We start from the raw sequence: 25,313 nt of genomic DNA, 5'->3' as shown, positions 1-25,313 counted from the left end.
TTAATGTTAATGTTGTGATTTAATTATTTGAATTTAGACAGGGATGACTCTCATCATCTCTTCTTGAAGAACGAGTCAACAAATTCCGTACCATTGAATAATTGCAGGTCCTGCATCTTTTCTCCGACCCCGATATATTTTACCGGAATCTGGAACTGATCCGAGATACCGATCACCACGCCTCCTTTTGCAGTACCGTCAAGTTTTGTCACGGCCAAAGCATTCACTTCCGTTGCCGCTGTGAACTGTTTTGCCTGCTCAAAAGCATTCTGTCCTGTAGAGCCGTCAAGAACCAGCAGGACTTCGTGCGGCGCATCAGGAATCACCTTTTGCATCACCCTTTTGATTTTGGACAGCTCATTCATCAGATTGACTTTATTATGGAGCCTTCCTGCAGTATCAATGATCACCACATCAGCATCCTGGGCAACGGCACTCTGAACGGTATCAAACGCCACGGAAGCAGGGTCAGAACCCATTTCCTGTTTTATTATGGTAACGCCTACCCGCTGGCTCCAGATCACCAGCTGATCAACGGCTGCAGCCCTGAAGGTATCGGCAGCGCCTAAAACTACTTTTTTGCCTTCTGATTTAAACTGGTGGGCCAGCTTACCGATGGTTGTTGTTTTCCCGACACCGTTTACGCCGACTACCATGATAACATAAGGCTTTTTAGAAGTATCAATGTTCCCTGTTCCGGCGTGGGGATTTTCCAGCAGGAGCCCAGAAATTTCCTCCCGGAGGATTTTATCCAGTTCATTTACACTGACATATTTATCTCTGGCAACACGCTCCTCAATTCTTTCGATGATTTTGATGGTGGTAGATGCGCCCACGTCGGAGGCAATTAAGATTTCCTCAAGGTTATCCAGGACTTCATCATCTACTTTGCTTTTGCCGACTACGGCTTTTGTCATTTTCTCAAAGAAACCCTGGCTGGATTTTTCCAATCCTTTATCTAACGTTTCTTTTTCTTCTTTTTTAAAAATCTTTTTAAACCAGCTCATCTTATGAATTACGGAATTTAAATTACGGGTTCTGAGTTATTGTTCCGCCTGACTGTTTATCATTTGATGCATAACCCAATATTAATCCAAAAGCAAAGATAACAAAAAAACTACCCAAAAGATGAGTAGTTTCTATATTGTAAATAAAGCGGAGATTATTTCTTCAAATAACCGTCTACTTCGTCTGCATTCATTACTTTTTCGTCAAAAATGTAAGCTCCTGATTTAGAAGACTTAACCAATTTAACAACTTTAGTCATTTTTTTTGACTGTCCGCTTTGTAGGGTTGCTACTACTTTCTTTGCCATGGTAAATTATATTTTATAAATTACTTGATTTCTTTATGAACTGTAACTTTCTTAAGAACAGAATTGTATTTTTTCAATTCTAATCTTTCAGTTGTATTCTTTTTATTTTTTGTAGAAATGTATCTGGACATTCCCGGCATACCGCTTTCTTTATGCTCTGTACATTCAAGGATTACTTGAACTCTGTTTCCTTTTTTTGCCATGATTTAGTTCTTTTTAATCAATCCGTTTCTAGTCGCTCTTTCAATAGCTTCTTCGATTCCAATTTTGTTAATCACTCTCAATCCATGAGCTGATACTTTCAGTGTTACGTGCTTATCTTGCTCCGGAAGGTAAAATTTCTTCTCTAATAAGTTAATTTCAAAACGACGCTTCGTTTTGTTATTAGCGTGAGAAACGTTGTTACCAACCATTGCACGCTTTCCTGTTATTTGGCAAATTCTTGACATATCTCGATGTTCTTATTTGTACTATAATATTTGAGAGTGCAAAATAACGAAGAATTTTTCAGATAGACAAATCTTTTAAGAAATTATTTGCAATAATTTATTGATCCGTAACAGCGATTTCGCGGTTACAATACAGCCAGACCGCGAAAGTATCAAATCCGTAAATATTAAATTCATTTTCAGAAAAAATAATTCATTCCTGCAATGCAAATGGTTATTCAGGTTTAATTATGACACTGAAATATCACTGAAATCATAGACCGATAACCCTGGTTTATCCAAAATTTATCTTTCAAAGAAGAAATTGTATTACTCTTATCAGCTTTTACAGCTTACTGATGCCTAGCTCTTTTTTATTCTGTTCTGGAACTTTTTGATCAGAAAATAAAACAACAGGAACCCCAAAGCAAATATTGAAAATCTTGAGAGAAGATCTCCTGCTCTTGTATAAAATGTCATCTGATCGTAAAGGTTTACTTTGGCAAAAAGAGTGGTTTTATCTCCGTAAAAAGTATCCGCCGCTATTTCACCTCTGGCATCAATATGTGCAGAAATACCGCTGTTGGCAGCCCTGGCAATTTCTCTTCTGGTTTCGATAGCTCTTAACCTGGCATAGGATAACAGCTGCTTGTGGCCTTCTGTAACACCCCACCAGGAGTCGTTGGTCATGATGGCAAGAAAGTTGGCCCCTTTCTTCACATAATCACCGGTAAATTCCCCGTAAATGCTTTCATAACAGATAATCGGGGCAATTTTTCCTTTGTTGAACGGGTTTGAAAAGGCAACCCGTTCTTTATCCGTTCCCAGGGAAGCAACTGTTCCGCCCAGATTGATCATGGCATCCCCTAAAACCGGTTTTAAATAGTTCATGTAAGGGAAGATTTCCACGCCGGGAACCAGTTTTCCTTTATGGTAAACTTCCACTTTATGGTTCGGGATCACCTGAACGGCGGAATTAAAGCTTTCCACCCAGAGCCCCTGGTTCAGCTGATACGCTTCTTCCGGCAGGTTTTCCGGGCTGGTATACATCCGGTGTGAAGATATGCCTGTTGCAAAAACAGACCCGGGATGTCCGGATAAAAATGTTTTAAGGTTATTCAGGATAATACTTTTTTCAAAAGCGTTTTCAGAAATGGAACCTCTTCCGGGAAGAGCGGTTTCCGGGGCAATATAATAATCTATTTTTCCTTTTGAGTTGCTTTCGGCAAGGTTCAGCAAATCATTCTGGATGACCATGCTGTCTTGGGAATATTTTTCAGCATACGGATCAAGATCAGGCTGCAGCATCAGAATATTGACCGTGCCGACAGGTTTTTCATCAAAATTGTTATACTGAACGGCCGAAATAATCATTGGAATGACAATTAAAGCCGCTACGATAGCGGAATTTTTAATCAGGTCTTTTCTTTTTCTGCCTGCCTCCCAGGTCCTTACAGTATAAAATATCAGAATATTAACCAGGAGAATCCAGAAGCTTCCTCCGGTAGCCCCCAGTGTATCATACCATTGGATTACTTTAGGATAATCGGAAAACACATTTCCCAGGTTCAGCCACGGCCAGGTCAACTGCCAGCCTAAATGGAATTTTTCAAAACTCATCCAGATTGCGATGAAAAAAGCCAGGCCCCAATAGGTTCCCTGTGCATTCTTGTACCAGTGGTAACACTGGAACACCAGTGAGTACAGAAAGGAATTAACCAGAACCGGAAATACCACGGCCATCATGGAATGGCTGCCGTCAGGATTCTTAGACCCGTACAGCCAGCCAGTAGTCACGATATTCCAGATTACAAAACACAGGTAGGACAGCCCGAAAACCACCCAGCTTTTCCGGCTGTATTCTGAAAATTTCGAAATGCCGTGTTCCATCATTAAAAGCGGAACCAGAGCGAAAAATATAAAAAACGGAACGCCGTATGTAGGCCAGGATATGGATAACAGCATTGCCGAAATGAGCGCAAGCAATATGTATTTCATTACATTTATTTAAGATACAAATTTACTATTTTTGATGCGAATAAACCGGCAAGTGATGATAAAGAAATTGTACAAAATTATAATTGTTCCCTATACCTTGTTTTTGTTATACCTCATGTTTCTGGGAATGGGAAGGAGGCAGTATGAAGACAATCTGCTGACTTTAGAGCCTGTACTGGCAACGATTAATTTTATCAAAGGAGCCGCTTCCCTAAAATAGGTGATCAGAATTGTCATTGGGAATATCGTGATGTTCATCCCTTTCGGTTTCCTGGGATGGATCTTCACCAGATTTAATGACATGAAAACCCTGCTTTTTGCTTTTATTCCAGCCATTACGATTGTTGAAGGGCTTAAGTATTTTACCAGAATGGGTATTTTTGAAGTGGATGACATCATCCTGAATACGTTTGGTGTCTACCTCGGGTTCCTGATCCGGAATTTTGTAGAGAAAATGTTTAGAAAATTAATTATTTAATTCCTTTGCACGTTTTTCAGCATTAAGAATTCCATGTTTTATAATTTCTTTTAAATTATTTTCGTTAAAAGTTTTCAGGGCAGCTTCGGTTGTTCCGCCTTTTGAAGCAACGTCCTGAATTAATTCTTCCAGATTTTTATCAGAATTATTAATAAGATGATAGGCTCCCAGCATGGTTTGCTGTACAAAAAGCTTGGATAAATTTTCATCAATTCCCATTTCAACACCGGCTTTAATCATGGCATCAAGAATGTAATAAAAATATGCCGGTCCGCTTCCGGAAAGTGCTGTCACGCCGTCCAGTAATTCCTCGTTTTCCAAATATACCGATCTTCCGGTTGAGTTCAGCAAACGTTCAATATTGATTAATTGACTAAAAGAAATACCTTGTGCAGCGGTATACCCTGTGATTCCCATCCCTAAAAGCGTAGGAGAATTCGGCATGGCTCTGACGACCAATGGATGATTGAGTAATTTTTGAATTTTCTCTATTTTAATTCCCGCCATGATCGATAATACCATTTGATTTTCTTTTAACTGAAACTGAAAATTTTCGGCAACATGTTGGAAATCCTGAGGCTTTACGGCAATAATGATTAAATCCGCATTAAATTCTATTGTTTCGTCGAAAGTGGAAATTTTAGATTTTGGAAATTCTTCAGATATTTTTGAAAATTTAGATTGGTTTCTTGTGATCAAATGCAGATTTTCAGGTTTTATCAATTCATATTTCAAAAATGACTTTGAAAAAGATAAACCCATGTTTCCGGCTCCGAGAATTGCGATTTTCATATTTTATATCTGCTTTTATTGGTTTAAAGATCCTTCAGGAGCCTCAGATTACGTTGCTAAAGTAATTACATTAAAGCTACGTTAATGATAGAAATATTAGTATTAGAAGTGTGATGCCGAGCGAAGTCGAAGCATCTGAAATTTAATTATGCTTAAATATATCAAATAATATTCACCTCCCGTTCCAGTTCAATTCCGTATTTTTTCTGTACGGAATCAATGATTTCCGCAGAGAAATCAAAAATTTCTCTTCCGGTAGCATTTCCGGTGGCATTGATGATCACCAGTGCCTGCAGCCTGTGGGTTGCCACATTTCCGGTCTGCTTCCCTTTCCAGCCGGCCTGTTCGATCAGCCAGCCGGCCGGAACTTTTACGAAATCTCCGTTCGGGTAGCCCGGGATATCTGCAAATTGTTGCTGCAGTTCTTCAAACTGAGTGAGCGGAATGGTTGGGTTTTTAAAAAAGCTCCCCGCATTCCCGGTCTTTTTAGGATCAGGCAGCTTGCTCTGCCTGATGTTGATTACAGCCTTTGAAATATCCTGAATCGTAGGGTTTTCAATGCCTGATTTTTCCAGTTCTGCCTGTATTGCGCCGTATGATGTTTTAAGCTGATGGTCTTTTCGGGTTAAGGTAAATGATACCTCAGTAATCACATATTTCCCTTTTCCTTCCTGCTTGAAAACAGAATCCCTGTAGCCAAATCTGCATTGCTCTTTATTGAAGGTTTCCAGCTGGAGGTTTTCTAAATTCAGGACTGTACAGCTTACAAAAGCATCTTTGATTTCCACTCCGTACGCCCCTATATTCTGCATCGGTGAAGTTCCTACATTTCCCGGAATCAGTGAAAGATTCTCCATGCCGCCGTAATTTTTTTCCAGGCAGAATAAAACGAATTCATGCCAGTTTTCTCCCGCTTTTACAGTAACCAGAACTTCATTTTCACCAATGATGTCTTCATGGATGCCTTTTAAGTTTAACTGAACGGCAAGCCCTTCAAAATCCCGGGTTAACAGAATATTACTTCCTCCGCCTAAAAACAAAAGGGGAAGGGATTGGGTGGCCGGATTGTTCAGCGCTTCCAGTAATTCTTCTGTAGAATGGACTTCGGTAAAATAGCGTGCTTTCGCATCGATGCCGAATGTATTATACGGCTTAAGTGAAAAATTTTCGTGCATCATTTATTTGTATTCCTGCGGAATCATGTTTTGGATCCGGGCTTTCAGCTTTTCAAGTTGTCTGTAATGAACGGTGTCTGCATATGCATTCACATACGCATGGTATTTCTTCCGGGTCCTGATCTGGAATGTTTCATCAAACCCGTCTACCGGCTGTTTGCTGGGCGAGCTCCTGATCTTATCCAGGGTGGTTGCATCAATAGCAGAGGTAAGGTTTTGCCAGGCCTTTGGAGTAATGGCAGATTTCCATTCTTTATGGATTTTCTTTTGGGTAACTCCGGTTTCCAGGCGGGCAGAGTCTTTTGTGATTTTAACAATGGTGTAATTACCGGCCTCTCCGCCAATATCCGAATAATCTATGGAAATGATCTCATCGGAATTACCGGACGGACTGTTTTCCCCTTTTTTAGGATCACAGGAAAAAAATATCAGCAATAAAACAACAGGAATGAGCGTTTTCAATCCGGATTTTTTTATTGCTGACATAGATCCTTTGCTTATTTTAATTAATGGGTGAATTCCAGTCTGTATTTTTCAAGGGCATCCTTTAAAATAGCGGCACTCCTTTTTAAATCTTCTTCTTTCAAAACATAGGCGATCCTTACCTGTTTTTTACCCAGTTCAGGATTGCTGTAAAATCCTCCGGCGGGAGCTACCATAATGGTTTCATTTTGGTTTGAATAGCTTTCCAGCAGCCACTGGGCAAACTTTTCGGTGTCATCAACAGGAAGTTCGGCCACACAGTAAAAAGCGCCTTTCGGCTTCGGGCAGATCACGCCGGGAATGGCATTCAGCGCATCTACCAAAACATTTCTTCTGTGTGTGTATTCTTCTCTTACGGCCCTGATATAAGCGCCGTCATTCTGGTGCGCGGCAGTAGCGGCAATCTGCCCTAAAAGTACCGGGCTCAGCCTGGCCTGTGCAAAAAGCATGGCTGCATCATGAATTTTTTTGGAACGGGTAATCAGGCATCCTATTCTTACGCCGCACATGGAGTACCGCTTGGATTCGGAATCAATAATGATGCAGTTTTCTGCCAGCTCAGGAAATGCAAGCATGGAAATCTGCTGTTTTCCGTCATATACATATTCCCTGTATACTTCATCAGAAATGATAACGATGTCATATTTTAAAGCAATTTCTGCCAGTTTCTGAAGTTCTTCACGGGTATAAAGGTATCCGGTAGGGTTTCCGGGGTTGCAGATTACAATGGCTCTTGTTTTTTCTGTAATTTTATTCTCAAATTCTTCAATCGGAGGAAGGGCAAAACCAGTATCGATTGTAGAAGGTACTGCAACCACATTTACGTTAAAAGTACTGGTGAAACCGTTATAGTTGGCATAATACGGTTCAGGGATAATTACCTCGTCACCATCGTCACACAAAGTGGAAATGGCAAAGTTCAATGCTTCGGAGCCTCCGTTGGTCACGATAAAATGATCCGGTGTAAGATCTGTGAAATCCAATGAATGGTAATAGTCCGTAAGTGCCTGCCTGTAGTCTAAATTCCCTTCAGAAAGCGCATATTCCAATACTTTTAAATCGATATTCTTTAAAGCATTAAGAGCCGTTTCCGGAGTTTCGATATCAGGCTGCCCGATATTCAGGTGATATACTTTTATCCCTCTCTGTTTGGCATTGATTGCAAAAGGAACCAGTTTCCTTACCGGCGACGGCGGCATATGTTGTGCTCTGTTTGAAATATTCGGCATTGTTGAAAAATTTGTATGACAAAAATAAGATTTAATTTCCCAATATTAAAATAAAGGAGGTAAGAAAAGCATCCGGATATGTTTTCCGGTAAATGGTGAAGAAGGATGTAATGAATTATCAATTAAATTTTGTTAATTTGAGCAATTATAAAAAGCCTAAAAATGCAGATCCAGGCCATTTCCATAGAAGATTACCTGTTAAAAGTTCCTGAAGAAAGACAGGAGGTTTTCAGAAAAGTATTTGATACCGTTAATGACCATTTGCCGGAAGGTTTTTCACAGAGCATAAGCTCCGGAATGATCGGTTGGGGCGTCCCGCTGGAGAGGTATCCTGCCGGTTACCACTGTACGCCGGGTGCACCGCTGCCGTTTATGGCATTGGCATCCCAGAAGAATTTCATTGCTTTATATCACATGGGGATCTATGCAAGGCCCGAGTTACTGAACTGGTTTACCGAAGAATTCCCAAAATATTCCAAACGGAAACCGGATATGGGGAAATCCTGTATCCGTTTCAAAAAAATGGATGATATCCCTCTGGAATTACTGGCCAGGCTAAGTGAAAAAATGACTGTTGAAGAATGGATTGAAACTTATGAAAGCAATTTTAAAAAGTAATATAATGATGAAATTTTTTTTCGTTATTTTTATGGTAAGCTGCATACTGGCCTGTAAAAGTGCACAGCTTTCAGGGTTGGATAACGGCGATCTGCTTTTTGTAACCGCAAAAGATACCGGGCTTTCAGGAGCGATTAACAATGTTACTAAAAAACAGGAAAATGCATCTTTCGATCATATCGGGATTGTGGAAAAGAACAGGGAAGGGGTTTTTGTCCTTCATGCTGCACCGAAAGGAGGATCCCAGAAACAAAGTGTAAAAGAATTTATAAAAGAACATTCTGATGAAGACCGGAAAGTAATGATCTACCGGCTGAAACCGCAATATCAGAATGCTGTTCCCGCAGCTATTCGGAAAGCAGAATCTATGCTGGGAAAGCCTTACAATTTTAATTACATTCTGGATGAAAATTCATATTACTGTTCAGACTTCATCGAAAGAGCTTTCAGAGAAGATCATATCTTTAAACTGGAACCCATGACGTTCATTGACCCAAAAACCGGCACAACCAATGCTTTCTGGCAGGAATTTTATCAGAAGAAAAATCTGGAAATCCCTGAAGGGGAGCCGGGATGCAACCCCAATGGTTTAGCCGCCTCCGGTAAGCTTGATAGGATAGGGGAGCTGAAATAATACAACTAACTGTTAGATTTAATATAGTGAAAGCGGATTTTAGTCCGCTTTTGCTGTTGAATAGCTTTAATAAATATGACATAAGATGAAGCCGGCAAAAAATTATCAGGCTCAGCTATAAATTAATACCCTACTAGTTTGGTAGACTAATAATTTTTCCTATTTTTGTCAGAGATTTAATAAGACAGATCAGTGAGCAGCAGCAGTATTTAACCTAAAAAGAATTTTATGACAACACCAACACCTTATCCTAATGTCCAGGTTTTACAAAACGGCATAAACCAGCCCAGGAAAGAATGGATCCTGGAAATTGAACTGAACGGGAAAGTGAAGTTTGAGCATCTCATGAATGCTATTTACGGCCAATTGGGAATTTGCCACAGGGTGTTGTCCGTCAATGTTGAATACATCAACGGGAGAAGCTTCGGATCTGTCCAGCTTTATATTAATGTCAGTTCAGATGATTTTGAACAGCTGGAATATTACCTCTATAAAAACAAACTTTTGAGCACAACCATAGAATATGTCTGCAGAAAGTATCTGTAACCGGAATTTATATCGTTTAATAGTAATAAGAGCTGTCAATTTATGATGACAGCCCTTTTTTAATTCAAGTAAAAAATTAAACCACCTGAAAAGGTGGTTTTTGTATGATAAGATTAGATCCGTTCAATATCAGCGCCAATTGCTTTTAGTCTGCCGTCAATATTTTCGTATCCTCTGTCAATCTGTTCGATATTATGGATAATTGATTTTCCTTCTGCGGAAAGGGCAGCAATAAGAAGGGCATTTCCTGCTCTGATGTCCGGTGAAACCATCGTAGTCCCTCTTAAAGGATTTTCCTGGTTAAGTCCGATCACAGTTGCTCTGTGCGGGTCGCAGAGAATGATCTGAGCTCCCATGTCAATCAGCTTATCCACAAAGAATAATCTGGATTCAAACATTTTCTGGTGGATCAGGATGCTTCCTTTTGCCTGAGTAGCCACTACCAGGATAATGGACAAGAGGTCAGGGGTAAATCCGGGCCAGGGCGCATCAGAAATAGTAAGGATTGACCCGTCTATAAATTTCTGGATCTTGTAATTTTCCTGAGCCGGAATATAAATATCGTCATTGCTCTGTTCAAGCGCAATCCCTAATTTCCTGAATGTATTCGGGATAACGCCGAGTTGGTTCCAATTTACGTTTTTAATGGTGATTTCAGATTTTGTCATGGCAGCAAGACCGATCCATGATCCGATTTCCACCATATCCGGAAGCATGGTGTGCTCTGTGCCATTAAGATATTCCACACCCTCAATTGTCAGTAAATTAGAGCCAATCCCTGAAATCTGTGCTCCCATTCTATTCAGCATCTTACACAACTGCTGAAGATAAGGCTCACAGGCTGCATTGTAAATTCTTGTTTTGCCTTTAGCCAAAGCGGCGGCCATTACAATATTGGCAGTTCCCGTAACGGATGCTTCTTCCAGCAGAATGAATTTACCGTTTAGTTCAGTAGCTTTTAATGAGTAAAAATATTCCTCTTCATCATAATTAAATTCTGCTCCCAGTTCTACAAGTCCCTGGAAGTGCGTATCTAATCTTCTTCTTCCTATTTTGTCGCCGCCGGGTGTCGGCATGTATGCTTCACCGTATCTTGCCAGCATGGGCCCCATCAGCATAATCGAGCCTCTCAGTTTGGCTCCGTCTTTTTTAAACTCGTCAGATTTAATATAATCAAAATTGACTTTATCAGCTTTAAACGTATAATCACCCTGGCTGTTTTTATTGATTTTTACACCAAAATCGCCTAGAATCTCAATCAGCCTGTTTACATCGTGGATATCCGGAATATTTTTGATTCTGACTTCTTCGTCAGTTAATAAAACGGCACAAAGGATTTGCAAAGCTTCATTTTTTGCTCCCTGTGGAGTGATTTCACCTTGCAGTCTTTTTCCTCCTCTTATCTGAAATGTTCCACTCATGTCTACTTTCTGTTTTTATAATTGCTGTTGGTGTTATTATTATTGTTATGTCTTCTTTTGTTATTGGCTTGGTTATTCCGGTTGCTGTTACTCCGGTTATTGGTATTGCTGCTATTGCTTCGGTTGGTGTTGCTGGAATAATAAATCTTGCTTTTCTCCAGGCTATCTATCCCGGTAAGGTCCAGCCTGTTTTCCGAAAGTTCTTTCAGATGGCGGAAAATTACATCATCTGTTACATGTTCTTTATTATATACGTTGTAAGACTTCTTCATATTATTGGCAATCACCTCGATCAGGGCTTCTTTTTCATCACCTTCCTGCAGTTCGATGGCTTTTTCTATTAATTGAAGAATACTTTTCCCGTAGAATTTAAAGTCGCCCTGAAGCTTGGGGTATTCCATTCTTTTCGGTTTTTCGGCAAGCTGCTCCATGGTAGGGAACGGATAAGGAGAATCAACATCCAGATCATATTCAGCCAGAATAAAAAGATGGTCCCAAAGTTTATGTTTATAATTGTCTTCGTCGCGCAGCTGCGGGTTTCTCTGACCCATAAAATCAATTATTGCCATCGCCATTTCATTTCTTTCCTCTTTCGAAGATAGCTCTTTGCAACGTTCAACCAACTGTTGTATAATTCTGCCGTATTCAGGCAATTGAAGCTGGGTTTTTTGGGTATTGTATTCCATAGTATGCAAATATATGCAATAATGGAAAAATTGTACCGAAAATCTTTAAAGTTTATGATTTTTTAATGAATATTTCAAACCGTCATTTTGCCGGGCATCTTTTAAAAATAAAAAAAATATTTCACCCAGATAAGAACTTGTCTGATAAATTTGTAATTTAGGTAATCGTTTAACAGTTAAAACTTTAGATATGAATAAACCGTATTATCTTCTTTCCTTGCTGGCTGCAGCTTTTATCACCTCATGCAGCAGCAATGACGAAATGATGGCCGAAACCATGAACCGGCCTGAAGTTCATGACAAAACAGTAAATGTTACCCATCATGACGGCAGGCCTTTCAGTACAGGGGCATCTGCCTATTCAAATTCAAAATTTGTTGCCGGACCCGGAGGAAGCGTACTCATGCAGGGCTTCTACTGGGATGTCCCGGATGGAGGAAACTGGTGGAATACCGTGAAAGGAAAACTTACCGACTGGTCCAATGCCGGTATCGGTGCTGTTTGGCTGCCTCCCGCTTCCAAAGCACAGAACGGAGCGTATTCAATGGGATATGATCCTACGGATTATTATGATTTCGGGAATTATAACCAGAACGGAAGCGTTGAAACCCGTTTCGGCTCAAGAGCGGAGCTGGAAGCATTAATCACAAAAGCCCATGCAGAAAACATGCAGGTGTATGCGGATATTGTCATTAACCACAACAGCGGCGGACAGTCTGAATACAATCCCTATGCAGGATCCAATACGTGGACGAATTTTTCAGGGGTGGCCTCAGGAAAATTCCCCAGAAACTACAATGATTTTTATAAAAATGCTTACGGAACCAATGATGAGGGTGCTTTCGGAGGCTTTCCGGATCTGTGCCATGCCAATCCGTACGTTCAGGACTGGCTTTGGGGAAGGGATGATTCCGTTGGGAAATATTACAGAAATACCATGAAGTTTGACGGCTGGCGGTTTGATTATGTCAAAGGGTTCGGAGCCTGGGTAGTAAATAACTGGAACTCGAATGTCGGCGGCTTTTCTGTAGGGGAACTATGGGATTCCAATGTCAATACGTTAGAATCGTGGGCCAATAATGCCAATAGTTCCGTCTTTGATTTTGCAGCGTATTATAAAATGGACGAAGCTTTTGATAACGGTAACCTGAACCTTCTGAATGATGATATGATGTGGAAAAGAAATCCTTATAAAGCCGTAACATTTGTCTCCAACCATGACACAGATGTTATCGGTAAGAAAATGCTGGCGTATGCTTATATTCTTACCCACGAAGGGTATCCCACCGTTTTTTACCGGGATTATGAAGAATGGCTGAACAAAGAACGTTTAAACAACCTGATCTGGATCCATAACAATAAAGCAACAGGCACCACTTCAATCCTGTATACCGACAATGACGAATATGTTGCGAGAAGGAATGGCTACAATGGAAATCCGGGAGTGGTGGTATACATTAATAATTCTTCAAGCTGGCAGGAAAGATGGGTGCAGACCAACTGGACCAGCCAGCAGATTAAGGATTTTACAGGAAGCTCAGGCTGGTATCCTACCACCCAGAATGACAAATGGGTAAAGATACAGTGCGCCCCGAATTCTTATTCCGTATGGTCTTTAAACCAGTAACTGATGATGTAGTTTAGTTTATTGCCCCGAAGAATATAGGTCAGTAATTTCTATCATAAAAAAGACTGTTTCAACAACTGAAACAGTCTTTTTATTATGCTTGTACAAATTAAATCTGATAATTAAATAAGCTGCGGAATTCAGACTTCAATAAATTTTGTCCTCTGATGAGGCGTAGGCAGATAGCATTTCTGATTAGCGAGTTTCATTCTGTTTTCAGAAACGGTATCATACATTTTATCGCTTAAAAAACGCGGGATAATTTTTCCGATTGCTGAAAGTTTATAAACCCCGCCCAGTAAATTGGCAATTTTCAAAATCGCCTGGGATTTTTCCAGATAATACTGATCGGGCTTCCATACATACATGGTATTAAAAACCTTGGTATCCAGACCCCGTTCAGATAAAAACTTCTGTCCGAAATCTGACTGAAGCGATGCGAACATGAACTGGTCATTTTTATCCCTCTCCAGAATCCACTGTACCCAAAAATTACAGACCCCGCAATCTCCATCAAAAAATACCACATGCTTATCCTGCCAGTTCCCTTCCATAATATTGTTTTTAAAGTGACATTTTGCGTTCTGTCTCCTGTTTCTCCCTTTTGAAATAATCCGTTAAAACCTTTCTTTGAGCATCAGTCAGTTTTGCGTCCTGATGACCGATAAAATAAGATTCCAGCGGCATTTCCTTTTTCTCTACCATTTCTATACATTCCTGCAATTTATGTGCCTGTATCTTCGGTTCATAGACGGCAAATGTGGAAAAATTCAGTTCTTTACGCCCCTCATCTATATGGTTTTTCAAAATCCATGAGGAAGGGGCAATGTTGGAATACCATGGATAACGGGTTTCATTGGAGTGGCAATCATAACAGGAGCGGTTAATGATTGCTGCCACTTCAGGAGGGGTATTTTTTATTTTTATGAAATCCATTCCCGGTGTCGGGGCAGGATTTTTCTTATCGATCGGGAAAAACTGGATGATGATAAATGCAACAAGAATAACAGTCAATATTTTTTTCATAATTAAATCCTGGAAATAAAGTTTAAGATTGATTATCAGGTTATTATTTTAATACATTTTAATTAGATACCAATGATGATTGTTTATAATTGGCCTTTAAATTTTCTTCTGTACATATATTTAAAATATATTCCAGTTATATAAAGTTAACTAAATTTTTCTAACAAAAACAGCAACAAGTAAAGAAACCGTAGAAGCATATTTAAATTTGGCAGAAAAATATAATTTATCACAAATTATGAGGATTACGCAGGTTTAAATGTGAGGAAAATCTACTGAACCCGATCAATCTGAGGATTTCTGGTTAATATAAAAAGTAAAATCTGCCATAAAAAATGATCATTTCTTAAAAATATGCTCTGAGATTATATTGAATTGTTATAAATATGGGTATTTAATATTTAAATTGATATTAAATTTCCTAATTTAATGGGGTAATTTAATAAATGCAGATTGTTGCTTCAAAATATTCTTATTATTGTTTTTAGCTATTGTAAAAATATTTTTGATAGATTGTATTTATGGATTTGCAAAGCTACATTTGCTTTATTAAAAAAAGAAAACTGTTTATCAACATTAAAAATAAAATAATATGGAAAATACCTCAGGAGACATTAGTAAATGTCCTTTTCACAACGGGAGCATGAAGAAAGAAAATGTGGCCGGTGGCGGCACCCAAAACAAAGACTGGTGGCCGGATCAGCTGCGGGTAGATATTCTTCGGCAGCATTCTCGACTTTCCAACCCTATGGATGAGGGTTTTGATTATGCGGAAGCCTTCAGAAGCCTTGACCTTGAAGCCGTAAAAAAAGATCTTCATGAACTGATGACAGACTCTCAGGACTGGTGGCCGGCCGATTTCGGACATTACGGTCCTTTGTTTATCCGTATGGCCTGGCACAGTGCAGGAACATACCGGGTAGGGGACGGAAGAGGAGGCGCAGGAACCGGGCAGCAGCGTTTCGCTCCTTTGAACAGCTGGCCGGACAATGTGAGCCTTGATAAAGCCAGAAGGCTGCTGTGGCCGATCAAACAGAAATACGGAAAGAAAATTTCGTGGGCAGACCTAATAATTCTTACGGGAAATATTGCGCTTGAGTCGATGGGCTTTAAAACTTTCGGTTTTGCAGGAGGGCGGGAAGATGTCTGGGAACCGGATATGGATGTCTACTGGGGTGCAGAAAAAACCTGGCTGGGTGGAGACCTCCGGTATTCCCAAGGTTCTGAAGGGGTAGTGGAGAACCACGGTGTCCTTTCTGCAGATGATGATGCAGACGGCAAAATTCATACCCGTGATCTTGAAAAGCCGCTGGCTGCCGTACAAATGGGACTGATTTATGTAAATCCTGAAGGACCGGACGGAAATCCTGATCCTGTTGCCGCTGCAAAAGACATCCGCGATACTTTCGGCAGGATGGCTATGAACGACGAAGAAACCGTGGCCCTTATTGCCGGCGGGCATACGTTTGGGAAAACACATGGTGCCGGCCCGGCAGATCATGTAGGCAAAGAACCCGAAGCAGCCGGAATCGAAGCGCAGGGATTCGGATGGAACAGCACCTATAATTCAGGGAAAGGCCCGGATGCCATTACCAGCGGCCTGGAAGTGACCTGGACGGAAACGCCTACGGAATGGAGCAATTATTTCTTCAAAAACCTTTTTGAAAACGAATGGGAGCTTACCAAAAGCCCTGCAGGAGCGCACCAATGGGTCGCTAAGGATGCAGAAGCCATTATCCCGGATGCCTTTGACCCTGCAAAAAAACACAGGCCAACCATGCTGACAACGGATCTTTCGCTGAGAATAGATCCTGAATATGAAAAAATCTCAAGGCGTTTCTATGAAAATCCGGAAGAATTTGCCGATGCTTTTGCCAGAGCCTGGTATAAGCTTACGCACAGGGATATGGGGCCTAAAGCCCGTTATCTGGGACCGGATGTCCCTGCGGAAGAACTGATCTGGCAGGACCCTGTCCCTGAAGTGGATCACGCGTTAATCAATACTTCAGATATTGAAGCCTTAAAATCAAAAATCCTGGATTCAGGACTAAGTGTTTCCGAACTGGTTTCTACGGCATGGGCATCAGCCTCTACTTTCAGGGGAAGCGATAAAAGAGGAGGCGCAAACGGTGCAAGGATCCGCCTGGCTCCGCAGAAAGACTGGGAAGTGAACAATCCTGCCCAGCTGCAGAAAGTATTGGGTGTTCTGGAAAATATTCAGAAGGAATTCAATGAAAGCCAGACCGGCGGCAAAAAAATTTCACTGGCGGATCTGATTGTTCTCGCCGGAAGTGCAGCGGTAGAAAAAGCAGCCAAAGATGCGGGACATAACGTCATCGTATCTTTCGTGCCGGGAAGGATGGATGCTTCCCAAGAGCAGACGGATGTGGAATCGATGAAATACCTCGAGCCTGCGGCGGACGGATTCAGAAATTACCTGAAGAAAAAATTCTCGGTCTCTACGGAGTCTTTACTACTTGATAAAGCCCAATTGTTAACGCTGACCGCACCGGAACTTACCGTGCTGATTGGTGGGATGCGGTCATTGAATGCTAACTTCGACGGTTCTGCACATGGGATTTTCACTCAGAATCCTGGAGTATTGAGCAATGATTTCTTCATCAATCTTCTGGATATGAACACGCAATGGAAATCAGCTTCCGATGATAATGAACTGTATGAAGGAACCGACAGGAAAACAGGGGAGAAAAGATGGACGGCCACCCGCGCAGACCTGGTTTTCGGATCCAGTTCCGAACTGAGGGCTGTTGCCGAGGTTTACGCCAGCGCAGATGCCCGTCAGAAATTTATTAATGATTTCGTGGCTGCCTGGGTGAAAGTCATGAATCTGGACCGGTTTGATATAAAGTAATATTTATATAGTGTTAAGTGATGGAGGCAGCCTTTGGGCTGCTTTTTTCTGTTCACAATCTTACCTCCAGTTATTTACCATAAATAAAAATGATCTCAACTTAAAAATTTTAAATCCTTATCGTTAAAAATCCGTATTGCCACGATGGGATACGGATTTTTATTGTGAAATAATTCGTGCTGCCTATACATTTTGAAAAAAAATAATAAAAAATTTAATACGACGAGTTTTGACGTATTCCCTATGGATATTTGCACATAGAGATACAGAAAATAAAATTCAGTATTAAAACTACAAAATATTAAAAGACAAAATATTACAAAAATTACTTATGAAAAAAATCAATCTACAATTAAAATTATACACTTTTCCTTGTTGTTGGGAAAAAACAGCAAAAAGATTGTCTAACAAATATCTGGACTTATGAATTTTCAGGATTATTTAAATGAGATACAGGATTTTGATGATGCATCACAAAGGGAGCTTTTAGAAGATTTTCAAAACGGAAATTTTTTGAATTTTTCTACTGTCATGCAACAAAACAATAAGAATTTTCAGGATTTCCTTAATACCAACAATGGCATGCCTCAACCTATACGACTTGGAGAAACTGTGAGAGGCATGAGCCATGTGAGTCCATTGGTGATAATGAAGCCGGCAGATAATAGTAAAAATGCAGATTTTTTAAAGAAGACTTATTTTGTTGATGCACAGAAAGAAAAAAAAGGAAATCTGAATATCGTTAATGACTTGAAAAAAACAGCGAAGGACGGCTATCTGTATACTTCTCTGGATGTTTTCTTTGATAAAAATCTCAACGGCGTACGGGATCCTGATGAGAAGTTATTGTTTACCGTTTACTTTTTCTTTTCGGATGACGGAAATAAAGTCCGGGAGGCTTATAAAACAGCAAGATTGGGAGAAAATGATATCTATTTCTTTATTGAAGGCGATGAGGATTTTTTCTCCTCTAAAAAACTTTATGCTAAGATATCTCCATCGGTAAAAAAACAGTTCTATAATAAAGAAGGAGAATTGGATGAAAGGTTTTTCAATCCTTCAACGATGCGTACGCTTGCCAAAGAAACCGGGTTGGAAATAAATATTATAAAGGAACTTCTGGAGAAAGGCAATATTGAAAAAGATAACGTAAATATAGAAAATCTGTTAAATGCCCTTAAACAGGGGTTTCTTAATTTTTTTGCCATTTCAAAAGCAACGGGATGGATCTGTAATAAAATAGGAGATGGCCTTGACCATCTGAAAGTATCCGACGATTTCTGGGATACCCAAAGTGAAGATTATTTTTTTGACAAAAATAATCTGCTTGAGAAAATTACTGTATCGGATGAACTGGTAAACAGCATTGATAAGCTTTTTGCCGACAAAAGAGGATTGGATCTTCACGATTTAACACCGAACATTCTTGATACTTACATCAAAAAATACTCAGATGCCATAAAAGAATTTATCCGGTATTACAATGATTTTATTACAAAGGAGGTAGAATCTATTTATAAGCTTGCTGATACTGGTTTGGGAGAATTTCTGGCGGGGAAAATGCAGTTGTGGGTAGCTTACTATTGCGGATTATGGAATGGGTTGGTGGATTTTATATCCTCACTGTTTAAGTTTATAGGAAGTATTTTAGAAGCTCCGTTTAATGCAGCTCAGGATTTTCAGGGGGCTATGGAAACGCTGGATACTATTTGTGATTTCTTATTTGACGGACATTTTTGGGAAAACCTGGGAACTACGGTTTCAGAAATGTATCATAAAATGCTGGATTTTTGTAAAACTCACAATAAAGAAGATTATGATTGGGTCAGGGTTGCTTATATTGCCGGGAGCGGAGTTGCTTTTATAGCCAGTTTTTTTATACCTTTTACGCAGGTTCTGAAAGTTGCCAAATTGGGCAAAATTGCAGAAATCGTTGAAGCGGTAAACAAAGAAGTCGGAGCAGCGATCTCAGCCGCTGCAAAGTATGGAAAGGATCAGGCTTACAGGGCAATGTCTGCTTTACTGGAACTTTTCTCAAAAGGAGGTATCGGGTTGAAAAAATTCCTGCAACAGGTTTGGAATGAGCTTCAAAAATGGTTTTTAAAAGCAAGATATAAACTTTCCAAAACCAAAGAATTTTTAGGATTGGGCTTCAGCAGGGAAACGGCAGAGACTTTAGGAAATCTTGGACTGAAACCTAAGCTTGGTTTTCAATCAACGGCAGCCCCAATAAATGCTCCGTATGGAAACTTTATAACACGATTGGAATATAAAGGGTTTACGGTTTTTACTGGAAGTAAAAAAGCGGTTGCTAAATTCGCGAAAGAGCTGGATGAAATGGGTGAAGAAGCTGCAACTAAATATTTAAATGAGTTAGCGGGAATCGAACGTAAGGGTAGAAAAATTCTTTATATTGATGATATAGAAAGATTAGGTGAGCAGGCTGCGGAAATAGAGTTATCATTAGTAGATAAATTTGGCGAAGCAATTTTAAAAATGGTCCGTAAAGTAACTAAGGAAGGTAAAGAAATTTACATCGATTATTTTATAAATGGGGAACACTCAGGTTATTTACAGATTATGTCACCAGAGGAAGCGGCACTGCATAACTTACCTATAAATGCAGGAGAAAAAATTATTTACGGGGATATTAATATCAGTAAAGAAGTTACCGATAAATTTGCAGAAATAGGTAAAGTGATATTGGATGACACTTATGAATTTATGAAGAAAAATAAAGAAATAGGTGAAGCAGACGGAATACTTGGTTTCTGGAAAGCAGATGGAGTATATAATCCTTATGGTGGGCAATCGGTGAATCTTAAAGCTTTTTGGGAAGCTGTAGATAATGGAATGCCTTATGAAAAAGCGGCCTATGAAACTTTCACAGGAAAATGGGCAAAAGCAAAAGGATTCAAAAAAGCTATTTGGAGAAATGATGGCGACGTACAGAGAGATAAAACAATAATAAAATTAATAAAATAGGGTATAATGAAAAGTATAATATTAAGTAACTATAGTTTTTTTGACAAAGATTATATCAAAACTTTTTCATATCAAGATAAATATAAATTTTTTTCTGTCTATGATATAACAGGATTTTTAGGTTCCTTTTATTTGGGAAAATTAAGGGAAATTTTGGGCAATAAAGTAGAAGGAACTTTTAAAGATTTTGCATTAAGCAAAGAACAAACAGAACAGATAAAGAATGTTTTTGAAGAGCAGATAGATCAAAACCTTCCTTTAATCGAACCCGTAGAAGGAAGGAGATACAAAAGCCTGACCTTCGAATGGAAAGGTAAATCGTATGATATGAATCTTAGTCTCATTAGTCCAAAAAGCAGAAATATTCAGGATTTCTACAAAATCGTAACTATTGCAAAAGAATGTTTGTCTGAAAATAAACCAATGTATCTTTCGATAGAATAGGTTGGATTAAAAAAAAGTCTAAGAAAATCAGATGATGTTCATATGAAGTCAGCCTAAAAGACTTCTAATAATAAATACATTAAAGACTAAATGCTTATGTCATAAACAAACAGTTAATGTTTGACCTAATGACAGATTGGAAAGTATTTATGAGTTAGATAAGAAAGCAGCCAACAATGGCTGCTTTTATTGTAAAATGACTAAATTTTTAAAAATTCCTGCAGCAGGTTTGGAACGAGCTGCAAAAATGGTTTTTAAAAGCAAGATATAAACTTTCCAAAGCTAAAGAATTTTTAGGATTGGGATTCAGCAGGGAAACGGCAGAGACCTTATGAAATCTTGGTCTGAAACCTAAGCTTGGTTTTCAATCGACGGCAGCCCCAATAAATGTTTCGTATGGAAACTTTATAACACGATTGGAATATAAAGGAGTTACCGTATTTGAAGGGAGTAAAAAAGAAGTAGAAGTCCTTGCTGAAAAACTGAAAAATATGGGCAATCAAGCTGCTGACAAATATTTGGATGAATTGTTAATATTTAAGACAGCTAGGAGTATAGCTAAAAATGATTTACTAGATTGTTCAGAAATAGCCGAAGAAATATTAAAGGAATTTAAATCTGGAGAAATTATAGAGTTAACGCCAAAGGAAGGTAGGTGGATGAAAGGATATGAAAATGGAGTAATTGACGATTGGGTTTATCACCAAATTTATACAAAAGACAATATGGTCTTTGATCCTTGGTTCTCTGAAATTCCAGTTTCATTATCGAAATATTTAGAAGAAATAAATAAGATAAATCCGAAAGGGTTGAATATAAAAAAAATAGATCTATAAAAAAAATTAATATGATTACAAATACATCACTATTTGAAACTTTAGAAAAAATAAAACCAATAGAATCCGCTTTTGCATCAACACATAATGTAGATGATAAGTATAGTAGAGTTTTTAGGTTAATTTTTAGGTTTAAAGATACTTCAAAGGAAGATATTGTGTACAAAACACTTCAAAATATAATAAACAAATTTGTTAGAAATATTGATTGGGTAATGGAGAGTTCAGACAACAGCAAAAATTATATAATTGTCCCTAAATATTTTTATGAAGAAAGAATTTTGAAGAATCTTGATATAAAAAAACTCAATACTTTTGATAAAATGATTAATGATAAAGCAATCGCTGATTTACCTTTTTTAATTGAAAAGATTAAAGATGAGTTTAATATTATTTAGATAAGTAGAAAATAGATATCTATTTAAAAAACTTGAATTATCACTTGAATCCCCCTATGAAACATAAAAAATTATTATCAGCAAATTGGAAAAACGTTTTTGAAATCTATTTAGAATATAAAAAAACTTTGTCTCCTTTAGAATCTATGAAGAAAATGAGAAAGGATTTTCCTCAAATAACTTTTGAAGAAGCAAAAGAAATAATGATAATCTGTGATACGAATTATAATTCCATAGAAGAATATCAAGGAAGTATCTTAGAGGATATAAAAAAAATTATAGAAAATTAATTTTTAGCAGTCTTCGAACTGCTTTTTTTCTATTTAAAACAGATATAAAAAATTTTGAGACTTTTATATAAAACAGTTTTTTAAGCATACAATATAAACTTTCCAAAAAGCATATAGTATTTAGACATTAAAATTATGGAGAAAATAGAATTTAAAAAAGTCGATGTAGATTTCAGAGTTGTAAAATCTACGGACGATAAATATATATTATTAAGCCTTTTCATAGGACAGTATAGATTTCCGGATAATATTCAAGAAATTATAGATATGCTAAACTCTGTAAAAAATGGTAATAAAACCTGGAAGGAAATTATAAATCCTTGGATGTTTTTGCAAATTAACGATGCAGGTGATTTTAAATGTGATAAAGAGAAAGCCTATTTTATTGCAGATAGTTCTACTCCTTTTCAAAATTTAGAAATGCCGTTACAAGAACTTATCGACCTATTGGAAGATTGGAAAGTATTTATGAGTTAGAACAGAAAGCAGTCAGCAATGGCTGCTTTTATTTTAAAAAATTCCCGTAACAGATTTGGTTTTTAAAAGCAAGATATAAACTTTCCAAACCCAAAGACTTCTTAGAATTGGGCTTCAGCAGAGAAACGGCAGAGGCTTTAGAAAATCTTGGTCTGAAACCTAAAATTGATGGCTTCCGGCAGAAAACATTAAATGTAGGCATTTATGGAAACTTTATAACCAGACTTGAATATAAATTTTACATTGATGCAAAAAGTAGAGAAATAACTACAGCGTTTATCTATTTTAAATAAAAATTATTAAAATGAATAAAATAAATTTTAAAACAAAAAGTCTGTTAGACGGAGAAGAAATTACGGGACCGGTAGCTACGGATGATAAATATATATTATTAAGCCTTTTCGTTGGTCAATTCCGCTTTTTAGACGATATACAGGAAGTGATAGATGATTTGGAAAATGTAAAAAGCGGGGCAAAAACGTGGGAAGAAATTATTGCTCCTCTGGGGAATAACTGGGATATTGCTTATGGTAATGGGAATTTAGATATAGAAAATGATACCGCATATTTTTTAGCTGAAGACAAAGCGAACCAAAGCTTTAAAATGCCATTACAGGAACTTATTGATCTGATGAAAGATTGGAAAGTATCGATGAGTTAGGAACAGGAAGCGGTCAGTAATGGCTGCTTTATTTGCAATTTCAATTTAGGATCAATTTTATCGATTCTTACTAGCTTTAACTAAAAAAGCCATCCTTTTCAAAGATGGCTTTCGTAGACCCACAGGGATTCGAACCCCAACTGATGGTACCAAAAACCAGAGTGCTACCGTTACACCATGGGTCTCTCTTTTGATGATGCGAAATTATAGAAATTATTTTACATATAAAAATTAAAAATCCAGATCGGTCGTGGAAAAAGAGTGCTTTCAGTGTTATTTATTGATAGTCAAATCATTATTTTAAAGAAAGTTTTCAAAATCAAAACAACGATTTATGGAGCAGGGTTTGGTTATAACAGAGTGAGTGATCTATGATACGATGGTTTCATCGGGCCGGCAATTTCCCTTTGTCATTGAAAATCAATTGAAATAAAAATCCTATCTTTGCAAAAAATTGGGCTCCAAAAGTTGGAGAAACCCATTAATAACCCATCCTGAGCTGAGTCGAGGGATTATTAAACATTTTTATGTCGAATATTGTCGCAATCGTTGGGCGCCCCAACGTAGGAAAATCCACACTTTTTAATCGTTTACTGGAAAGAAGAGAAGCCATCGTAGATTCTACAGCCGGTGTTACCAGAGACCGCCATTACGGGAAATCCGACTGGAACGGAGTAGATTTCACAGTTATTGATACCGGAGGGTATGATGTAAATAATGATGACGTATTCCAGGGGGAAATCTCCAAGCAGGTGCAGCTGGCTATTGATGAAGCTACTTCCATTATTTTCATGCTGAACGTGGAAGAAGGCCTTACCGATACGGATTATGAAATCCATGAGATGTTGAGAAGGTCCAACAAGCCTGTTTACATTGTGATTAACAAAGTGGATTCTTCAAAAGAAGAGGTTGCTGCAACGGAATTTTATCAGCTGGGCATTGAAAAATATTACACCCTGTCTTCTGCAACGGGTTCCGGAACCGGTGAGGTCCTGGATGATATCGTTAAAGATTTCCCGACTACAGAATATAAAGACCCGTTTGAGGGACTGCCGAAAATTACCATTGCCGGCCGCCCGAATGTGGGGAAATCCACGTTAACGAATGCCTTGCTGGATGCGGAAAGAAATATTGTAACCGATGTTGCAGGAACGACCAGAGACAGTATCCAGACCCTTTACAACAAATTCGGGCACGAGTTTGTATTGGTGGATACCGCCGGGATGAGAAGGAAATCCAAGGTTTCCGAAGACCTGGAATTCTATTCCGTGATGCGTTCCATCCGTTCCATTGAGTATTCTGATGTGGTAATCATCATGGTAGATGCCACACAGGGCTGGGAATCCCAGGATATGAATATCTTCGGCCTGGCCCAGAAAAACAGAAAAGGGATTGTTATACTGGTTAACAAATGGGACCTTATTGAAGATAAAAAGACCAATACCATCCGTGATTTCGAAAACCAGATCAAAGATAAAATCGGCCAGTTCAATGACATTCCGATCTTATTCATTTCAGCGCTGACCAAGCAGAGAATCCTGAAAGCCGTTGAGTTGGCAATGGAAGTGTATGAAGCCCGTAAAAAGAAAATCAAGACTTCCAAACTGAATGAAGTAATGCTGCCGATTTTCGAAGCCATGCCGCCGCCGGCAAACAAAGGGAAATACATCAAGATCAAATACTGTGTGCAGCTCCCTACGCCGTCACCGCAGTTTGTGTTCTTCTGTAACCTTCCGCAGTATGTAAAGGAACCTTATAAAAGATTTACTGAAAACCAGCTGAGAAAAGAATTCGGGTTTACCGGTGTTCCGATTGAAGTCTATTTCAGACAGAAATAATTTACCATCCCTTTCAGATTTTTCTGAAAGGGATTTTATTCTTACTTAAATTTTTA

General features: G+C 38.6%; 28 protein-coding genes and 1 tRNA gene. 15 read left to right on the top strand and 14 right to left on the bottom strand.

The genetic code is table 11. The features are described 5' to 3' along the window. Positions 1–53: 53 nt before the first annotated feature. The 5 genes from ftsY to lnt all read right to left on the bottom strand — a co-directional run bounded on the left by ftsY (position 54) and on the right by lnt (position 3,741). A complete protein-coding gene (gene ftsY / locus SD427_RS15350; protein WP_320558670.1) occupies positions 54–1,007 on the bottom strand; it encodes a signal recognition particle-docking protein FtsY in 954 nt (317 codons plus the stop codon). Positions 1,008–1,162: 155 nt separating this feature from the next. Further along, on the bottom strand, positions 1,163–1,315 hold the full coding sequence (locus tag SD427_RS15345; protein WP_320558669.1) for a DUF4295 domain-containing protein: 153 nt from the start codon (positions 1,313–1,315) through the stop codon (positions 1,163–1,165). Between the two features lie 20 nt (positions 1,316–1,335). Beyond that, a complete protein-coding gene (gene rpmG / locus SD427_RS15340; protein WP_056216154.1) occupies positions 1,336–1,518 on the bottom strand; it encodes a 50S ribosomal protein L33 in 183 nt (60 codons plus the stop codon). 3 nt (positions 1,519–1,521) lie between these two features. Beyond that, complete coding sequence (gene rpmB / locus SD427_RS15335; protein WP_002976757.1) at positions 1,522–1,764, bottom strand: 50S ribosomal protein L28; 243 nt, start codon at positions 1,762–1,764, stop codon at positions 1,522–1,524. A 342-nt stretch (positions 1,765–2,106) separates the two neighbouring features. Next, positions 2,107–3,741: an apolipoprotein N-acyltransferase gene (lnt, locus tag SD427_RS15330; protein WP_320558668.1), complete on the bottom strand. Its 1,635-nt coding sequence runs from the start codon at positions 3,739–3,741 to the stop codon at positions 2,107–2,109. A 55-nt stretch (positions 3,742–3,796) separates the two neighbouring features. Here lnt and SD427_RS15325 point away from each other — a divergent pair, with 55 nt between their 5' ends. After that, positions 3,797–3,961, top strand: a complete 165-nt coding sequence (locus SD427_RS15325; protein WP_320558667.1) for a hypothetical protein — start codon at positions 3,797–3,799, stop codon at positions 3,959–3,961. Further along, on the top strand, positions 3,962–4,219 hold the full coding sequence (locus tag SD427_RS15320) for a VanZ family protein (protein ID WP_320558666.1): 258 nt from the start codon (positions 3,962–3,964) through the stop codon (positions 4,217–4,219). On the opposite strand, the gene proC is transcribed toward SD427_RS15320, so the two are convergent. The 4 genes from proC to SD427_RS15300 all read right to left on the bottom strand — a co-directional run bounded on the left by proC (position 4,208) and on the right by SD427_RS15300 (position 7,898). After that, positions 4,208–5,011 carry a pyrroline-5-carboxylate reductase gene (proC, locus tag SD427_RS15315; protein WP_320558665.1) on the bottom strand — a complete coding sequence of 268 codons (804 nt, stop codon included), beginning with the start codon at positions 5,009–5,011 and terminating at the stop codon, positions 4,208–4,210. The genes SD427_RS15320 and proC overlap by 12 nt on opposite strands. 161 nt (positions 5,012–5,172) lie before the next feature. Beyond that, entirely contained in the window at positions 5,173–6,186 is a 1,014-nt protein-coding gene (murB, locus tag SD427_RS15310; protein WP_320561049.1) for a UDP-N-acetylmuramate dehydrogenase, read from the bottom strand. A 3-nt stretch (positions 6,187–6,189) separates the two neighbouring features. Further along, the gene (locus SD427_RS15305) at positions 6,190–6,672 is read right to left on the bottom strand and encodes a hypothetical protein (protein WP_320558664.1); all 483 of its coding nucleotides are present in this window, start codon (positions 6,670–6,672) and stop codon (positions 6,190–6,192) included. 20 nt (positions 6,673–6,692) lie between these two features. Next, positions 6,693–7,898: a pyridoxal phosphate-dependent aminotransferase gene (locus tag SD427_RS15300; RefSeq protein ID WP_320558663.1), complete on the bottom strand. Its 1,206-nt coding sequence runs from the start codon at positions 7,896–7,898 to the stop codon at positions 6,693–6,695. Between the two features lie 162 nt (positions 7,899–8,060). Here SD427_RS15300 and SD427_RS15295 point away from each other — a divergent pair, with 162 nt between their 5' ends. From SD427_RS15295 to SD427_RS15285, 3 genes are all read left to right on the top strand, one after another. Beyond that, positions 8,061–8,516 (top strand): DUF1801 domain-containing protein, encoded by a 456-nt coding sequence (locus SD427_RS15295; RefSeq protein WP_320558662.1) that lies wholly within the window; start codon positions 8,061–8,063, stop codon positions 8,514–8,516. Positions 8,517–8,520: 4 nt separating this feature from the next. Next, positions 8,521–9,150 carry a YiiX/YebB-like N1pC/P60 family cysteine hydrolase gene (locus tag SD427_RS15290; protein ID WP_320558661.1) on the top strand — a complete coding sequence of 210 codons (630 nt, stop codon included), beginning with the start codon at positions 8,521–8,523 and terminating at the stop codon, positions 9,148–9,150. 228 nt (positions 9,151–9,378) lie between these two features. After that, positions 9,379–9,696, top strand: a complete 318-nt coding sequence (locus SD427_RS15285; protein WP_320558660.1) for a cysteine methyltransferase — start codon at positions 9,379–9,381, stop codon at positions 9,694–9,696. Between the two features lie 113 nt (positions 9,697–9,809). Here the strand turns inward: SD427_RS15285 and murA are convergent, their stop codons facing one another. Next, positions 9,810–11,117 (bottom strand): UDP-N-acetylglucosamine 1-carboxyvinyltransferase, encoded by a 1,308-nt coding sequence (murA, locus tag SD427_RS15280; protein WP_320558659.1) that lies wholly within the window; start codon positions 11,115–11,117, stop codon positions 9,810–9,812. Positions 11,118–11,119: 2 nt separating this feature from the next. Further along, on the bottom strand, positions 11,120–11,803 hold the full coding sequence (locus SD427_RS15275; RefSeq protein WP_320558658.1) for a DUF4290 domain-containing protein: 684 nt from the start codon (positions 11,801–11,803) through the stop codon (positions 11,120–11,122). Positions 11,804–11,993: 190 nt separating this feature from the next. On the opposite strand from SD427_RS15275, the gene SD427_RS15270 reads away from it, so the two are divergent. Then, complete coding sequence (locus SD427_RS15270; RefSeq protein WP_320558657.1) at positions 11,994–13,430, top strand: alpha-amylase; 1,437 nt, start codon at positions 11,994–11,996, stop codon at positions 13,428–13,430. A gap of 140 nt (positions 13,431–13,570) precedes the next feature. Here SD427_RS15270 and SD427_RS15265 read toward each other — a convergent pair whose 3' ends face one another. Both SD427_RS15265 and SD427_RS15260 read right to left on the bottom strand, forming a co-directional pair. Then, positions 13,571–13,984: a thiol-disulfide oxidoreductase DCC family protein gene (locus tag SD427_RS15265; protein WP_320558656.1), complete on the bottom strand. Its 414-nt coding sequence runs from the start codon at positions 13,982–13,984 to the stop codon at positions 13,571–13,573. A 10-nt stretch (positions 13,985–13,994) separates the two neighbouring features. Then, complete coding sequence (locus SD427_RS15260; protein ID WP_320558655.1) at positions 13,995–14,456, bottom strand: heme-binding domain-containing protein; 462 nt, start codon at positions 14,454–14,456, stop codon at positions 13,995–13,997. A 592-nt stretch (positions 14,457–15,048) separates the two neighbouring features. Here SD427_RS15260 and katG point away from each other — a divergent pair. The 8 genes from katG (at position 15,049) to SD427_RS15220 (ending at position 23,419) form a co-directional block, all read left to right on the top strand. Beyond that, positions 15,049–17,328 carry a catalase/peroxidase HPI gene (katG, locus tag SD427_RS15255; RefSeq protein ID WP_320558654.1) on the top strand — a complete coding sequence of 760 codons (2,280 nt, stop codon included), beginning with the start codon at positions 15,049–15,051 and terminating at the stop codon, positions 17,326–17,328. A 423-nt stretch (positions 17,329–17,751) separates the two neighbouring features. Beyond that, a complete protein-coding gene (locus SD427_RS15250; protein WP_320558653.1) occupies positions 17,752–20,313 on the top strand; it encodes a hypothetical protein in 2,562 nt (853 codons plus the stop codon). Positions 20,314–20,319: 6 nt separating this feature from the next. Continuing rightward, on the top strand, positions 20,320–20,757 hold the full coding sequence (locus SD427_RS15245) for a hypothetical protein (RefSeq protein WP_320558652.1): 438 nt from the start codon (positions 20,320–20,322) through the stop codon (positions 20,755–20,757). Positions 20,758–21,173: 416 nt separating this feature from the next. Beyond that, positions 21,174–21,593 carry a hypothetical protein gene (locus SD427_RS15240; protein WP_320558651.1) on the top strand — a complete coding sequence of 140 codons (420 nt, stop codon included), beginning with the start codon at positions 21,174–21,176 and terminating at the stop codon, positions 21,591–21,593. Between the two features lie 11 nt (positions 21,594–21,604). Continuing rightward, entirely contained in the window at positions 21,605–21,991 is a 387-nt protein-coding gene (locus SD427_RS15235; protein WP_320558649.1) for a hypothetical protein, read from the top strand. 56 nt (positions 21,992–22,047) lie between these two features. Next, positions 22,048–22,281: a hypothetical protein gene (locus tag SD427_RS15230; RefSeq protein ID WP_320558648.1), complete on the top strand. Its 234-nt coding sequence runs from the start codon at positions 22,048–22,050 to the stop codon at positions 22,279–22,281. A gap of 135 nt (positions 22,282–22,416) precedes the next feature. Beyond that, positions 22,417–22,758, top strand: coding sequence for a hypothetical protein (locus tag SD427_RS15225; RefSeq protein ID WP_320558647.1), 342 nt, complete (start codon positions 22,417–22,419; stop codon positions 22,756–22,758). Between the two features lie 304 nt (positions 22,759–23,062). Then, positions 23,063–23,419, top strand: a complete 357-nt coding sequence (locus tag SD427_RS15220) for a hypothetical protein (protein ID WP_320558646.1) — start codon at positions 23,063–23,065, stop codon at positions 23,417–23,419. Positions 23,420–23,533: 114 nt separating this feature from the next. Here SD427_RS15220 and SD427_RS15215 read toward each other — a convergent pair. Continuing rightward, positions 23,534–23,604: transfer RNA gene (locus SD427_RS15215), tRNA-Gln, on the bottom strand. A 342-nt stretch (positions 23,605–23,946) separates the two neighbouring features. Between SD427_RS15215 and der the strand changes: the two genes are divergently transcribed. Further along, positions 23,947–25,257 carry a ribosome biogenesis GTPase Der gene (gene der / locus SD427_RS15210; RefSeq protein WP_056216121.1) on the top strand — a complete coding sequence of 437 codons (1,311 nt, stop codon included), beginning with the start codon at positions 23,947–23,949 and terminating at the stop codon, positions 25,255–25,257. Positions 25,258–25,313: the final 56 nt, after the last annotated feature.

The sequence above is a fragment of the Chryseobacterium sp. JJR-5R genome, from assembly GCF_034047335.1.
Taxonomy (GTDB): Bacteria; Bacteroidota; Bacteroidia; order Flavobacteriales; family Weeksellaceae; genus Chryseobacterium.
Note: the sequence above shows the minus strand (reverse complement) of the source record. Positions and strands in the feature narration are given on the sequence as shown.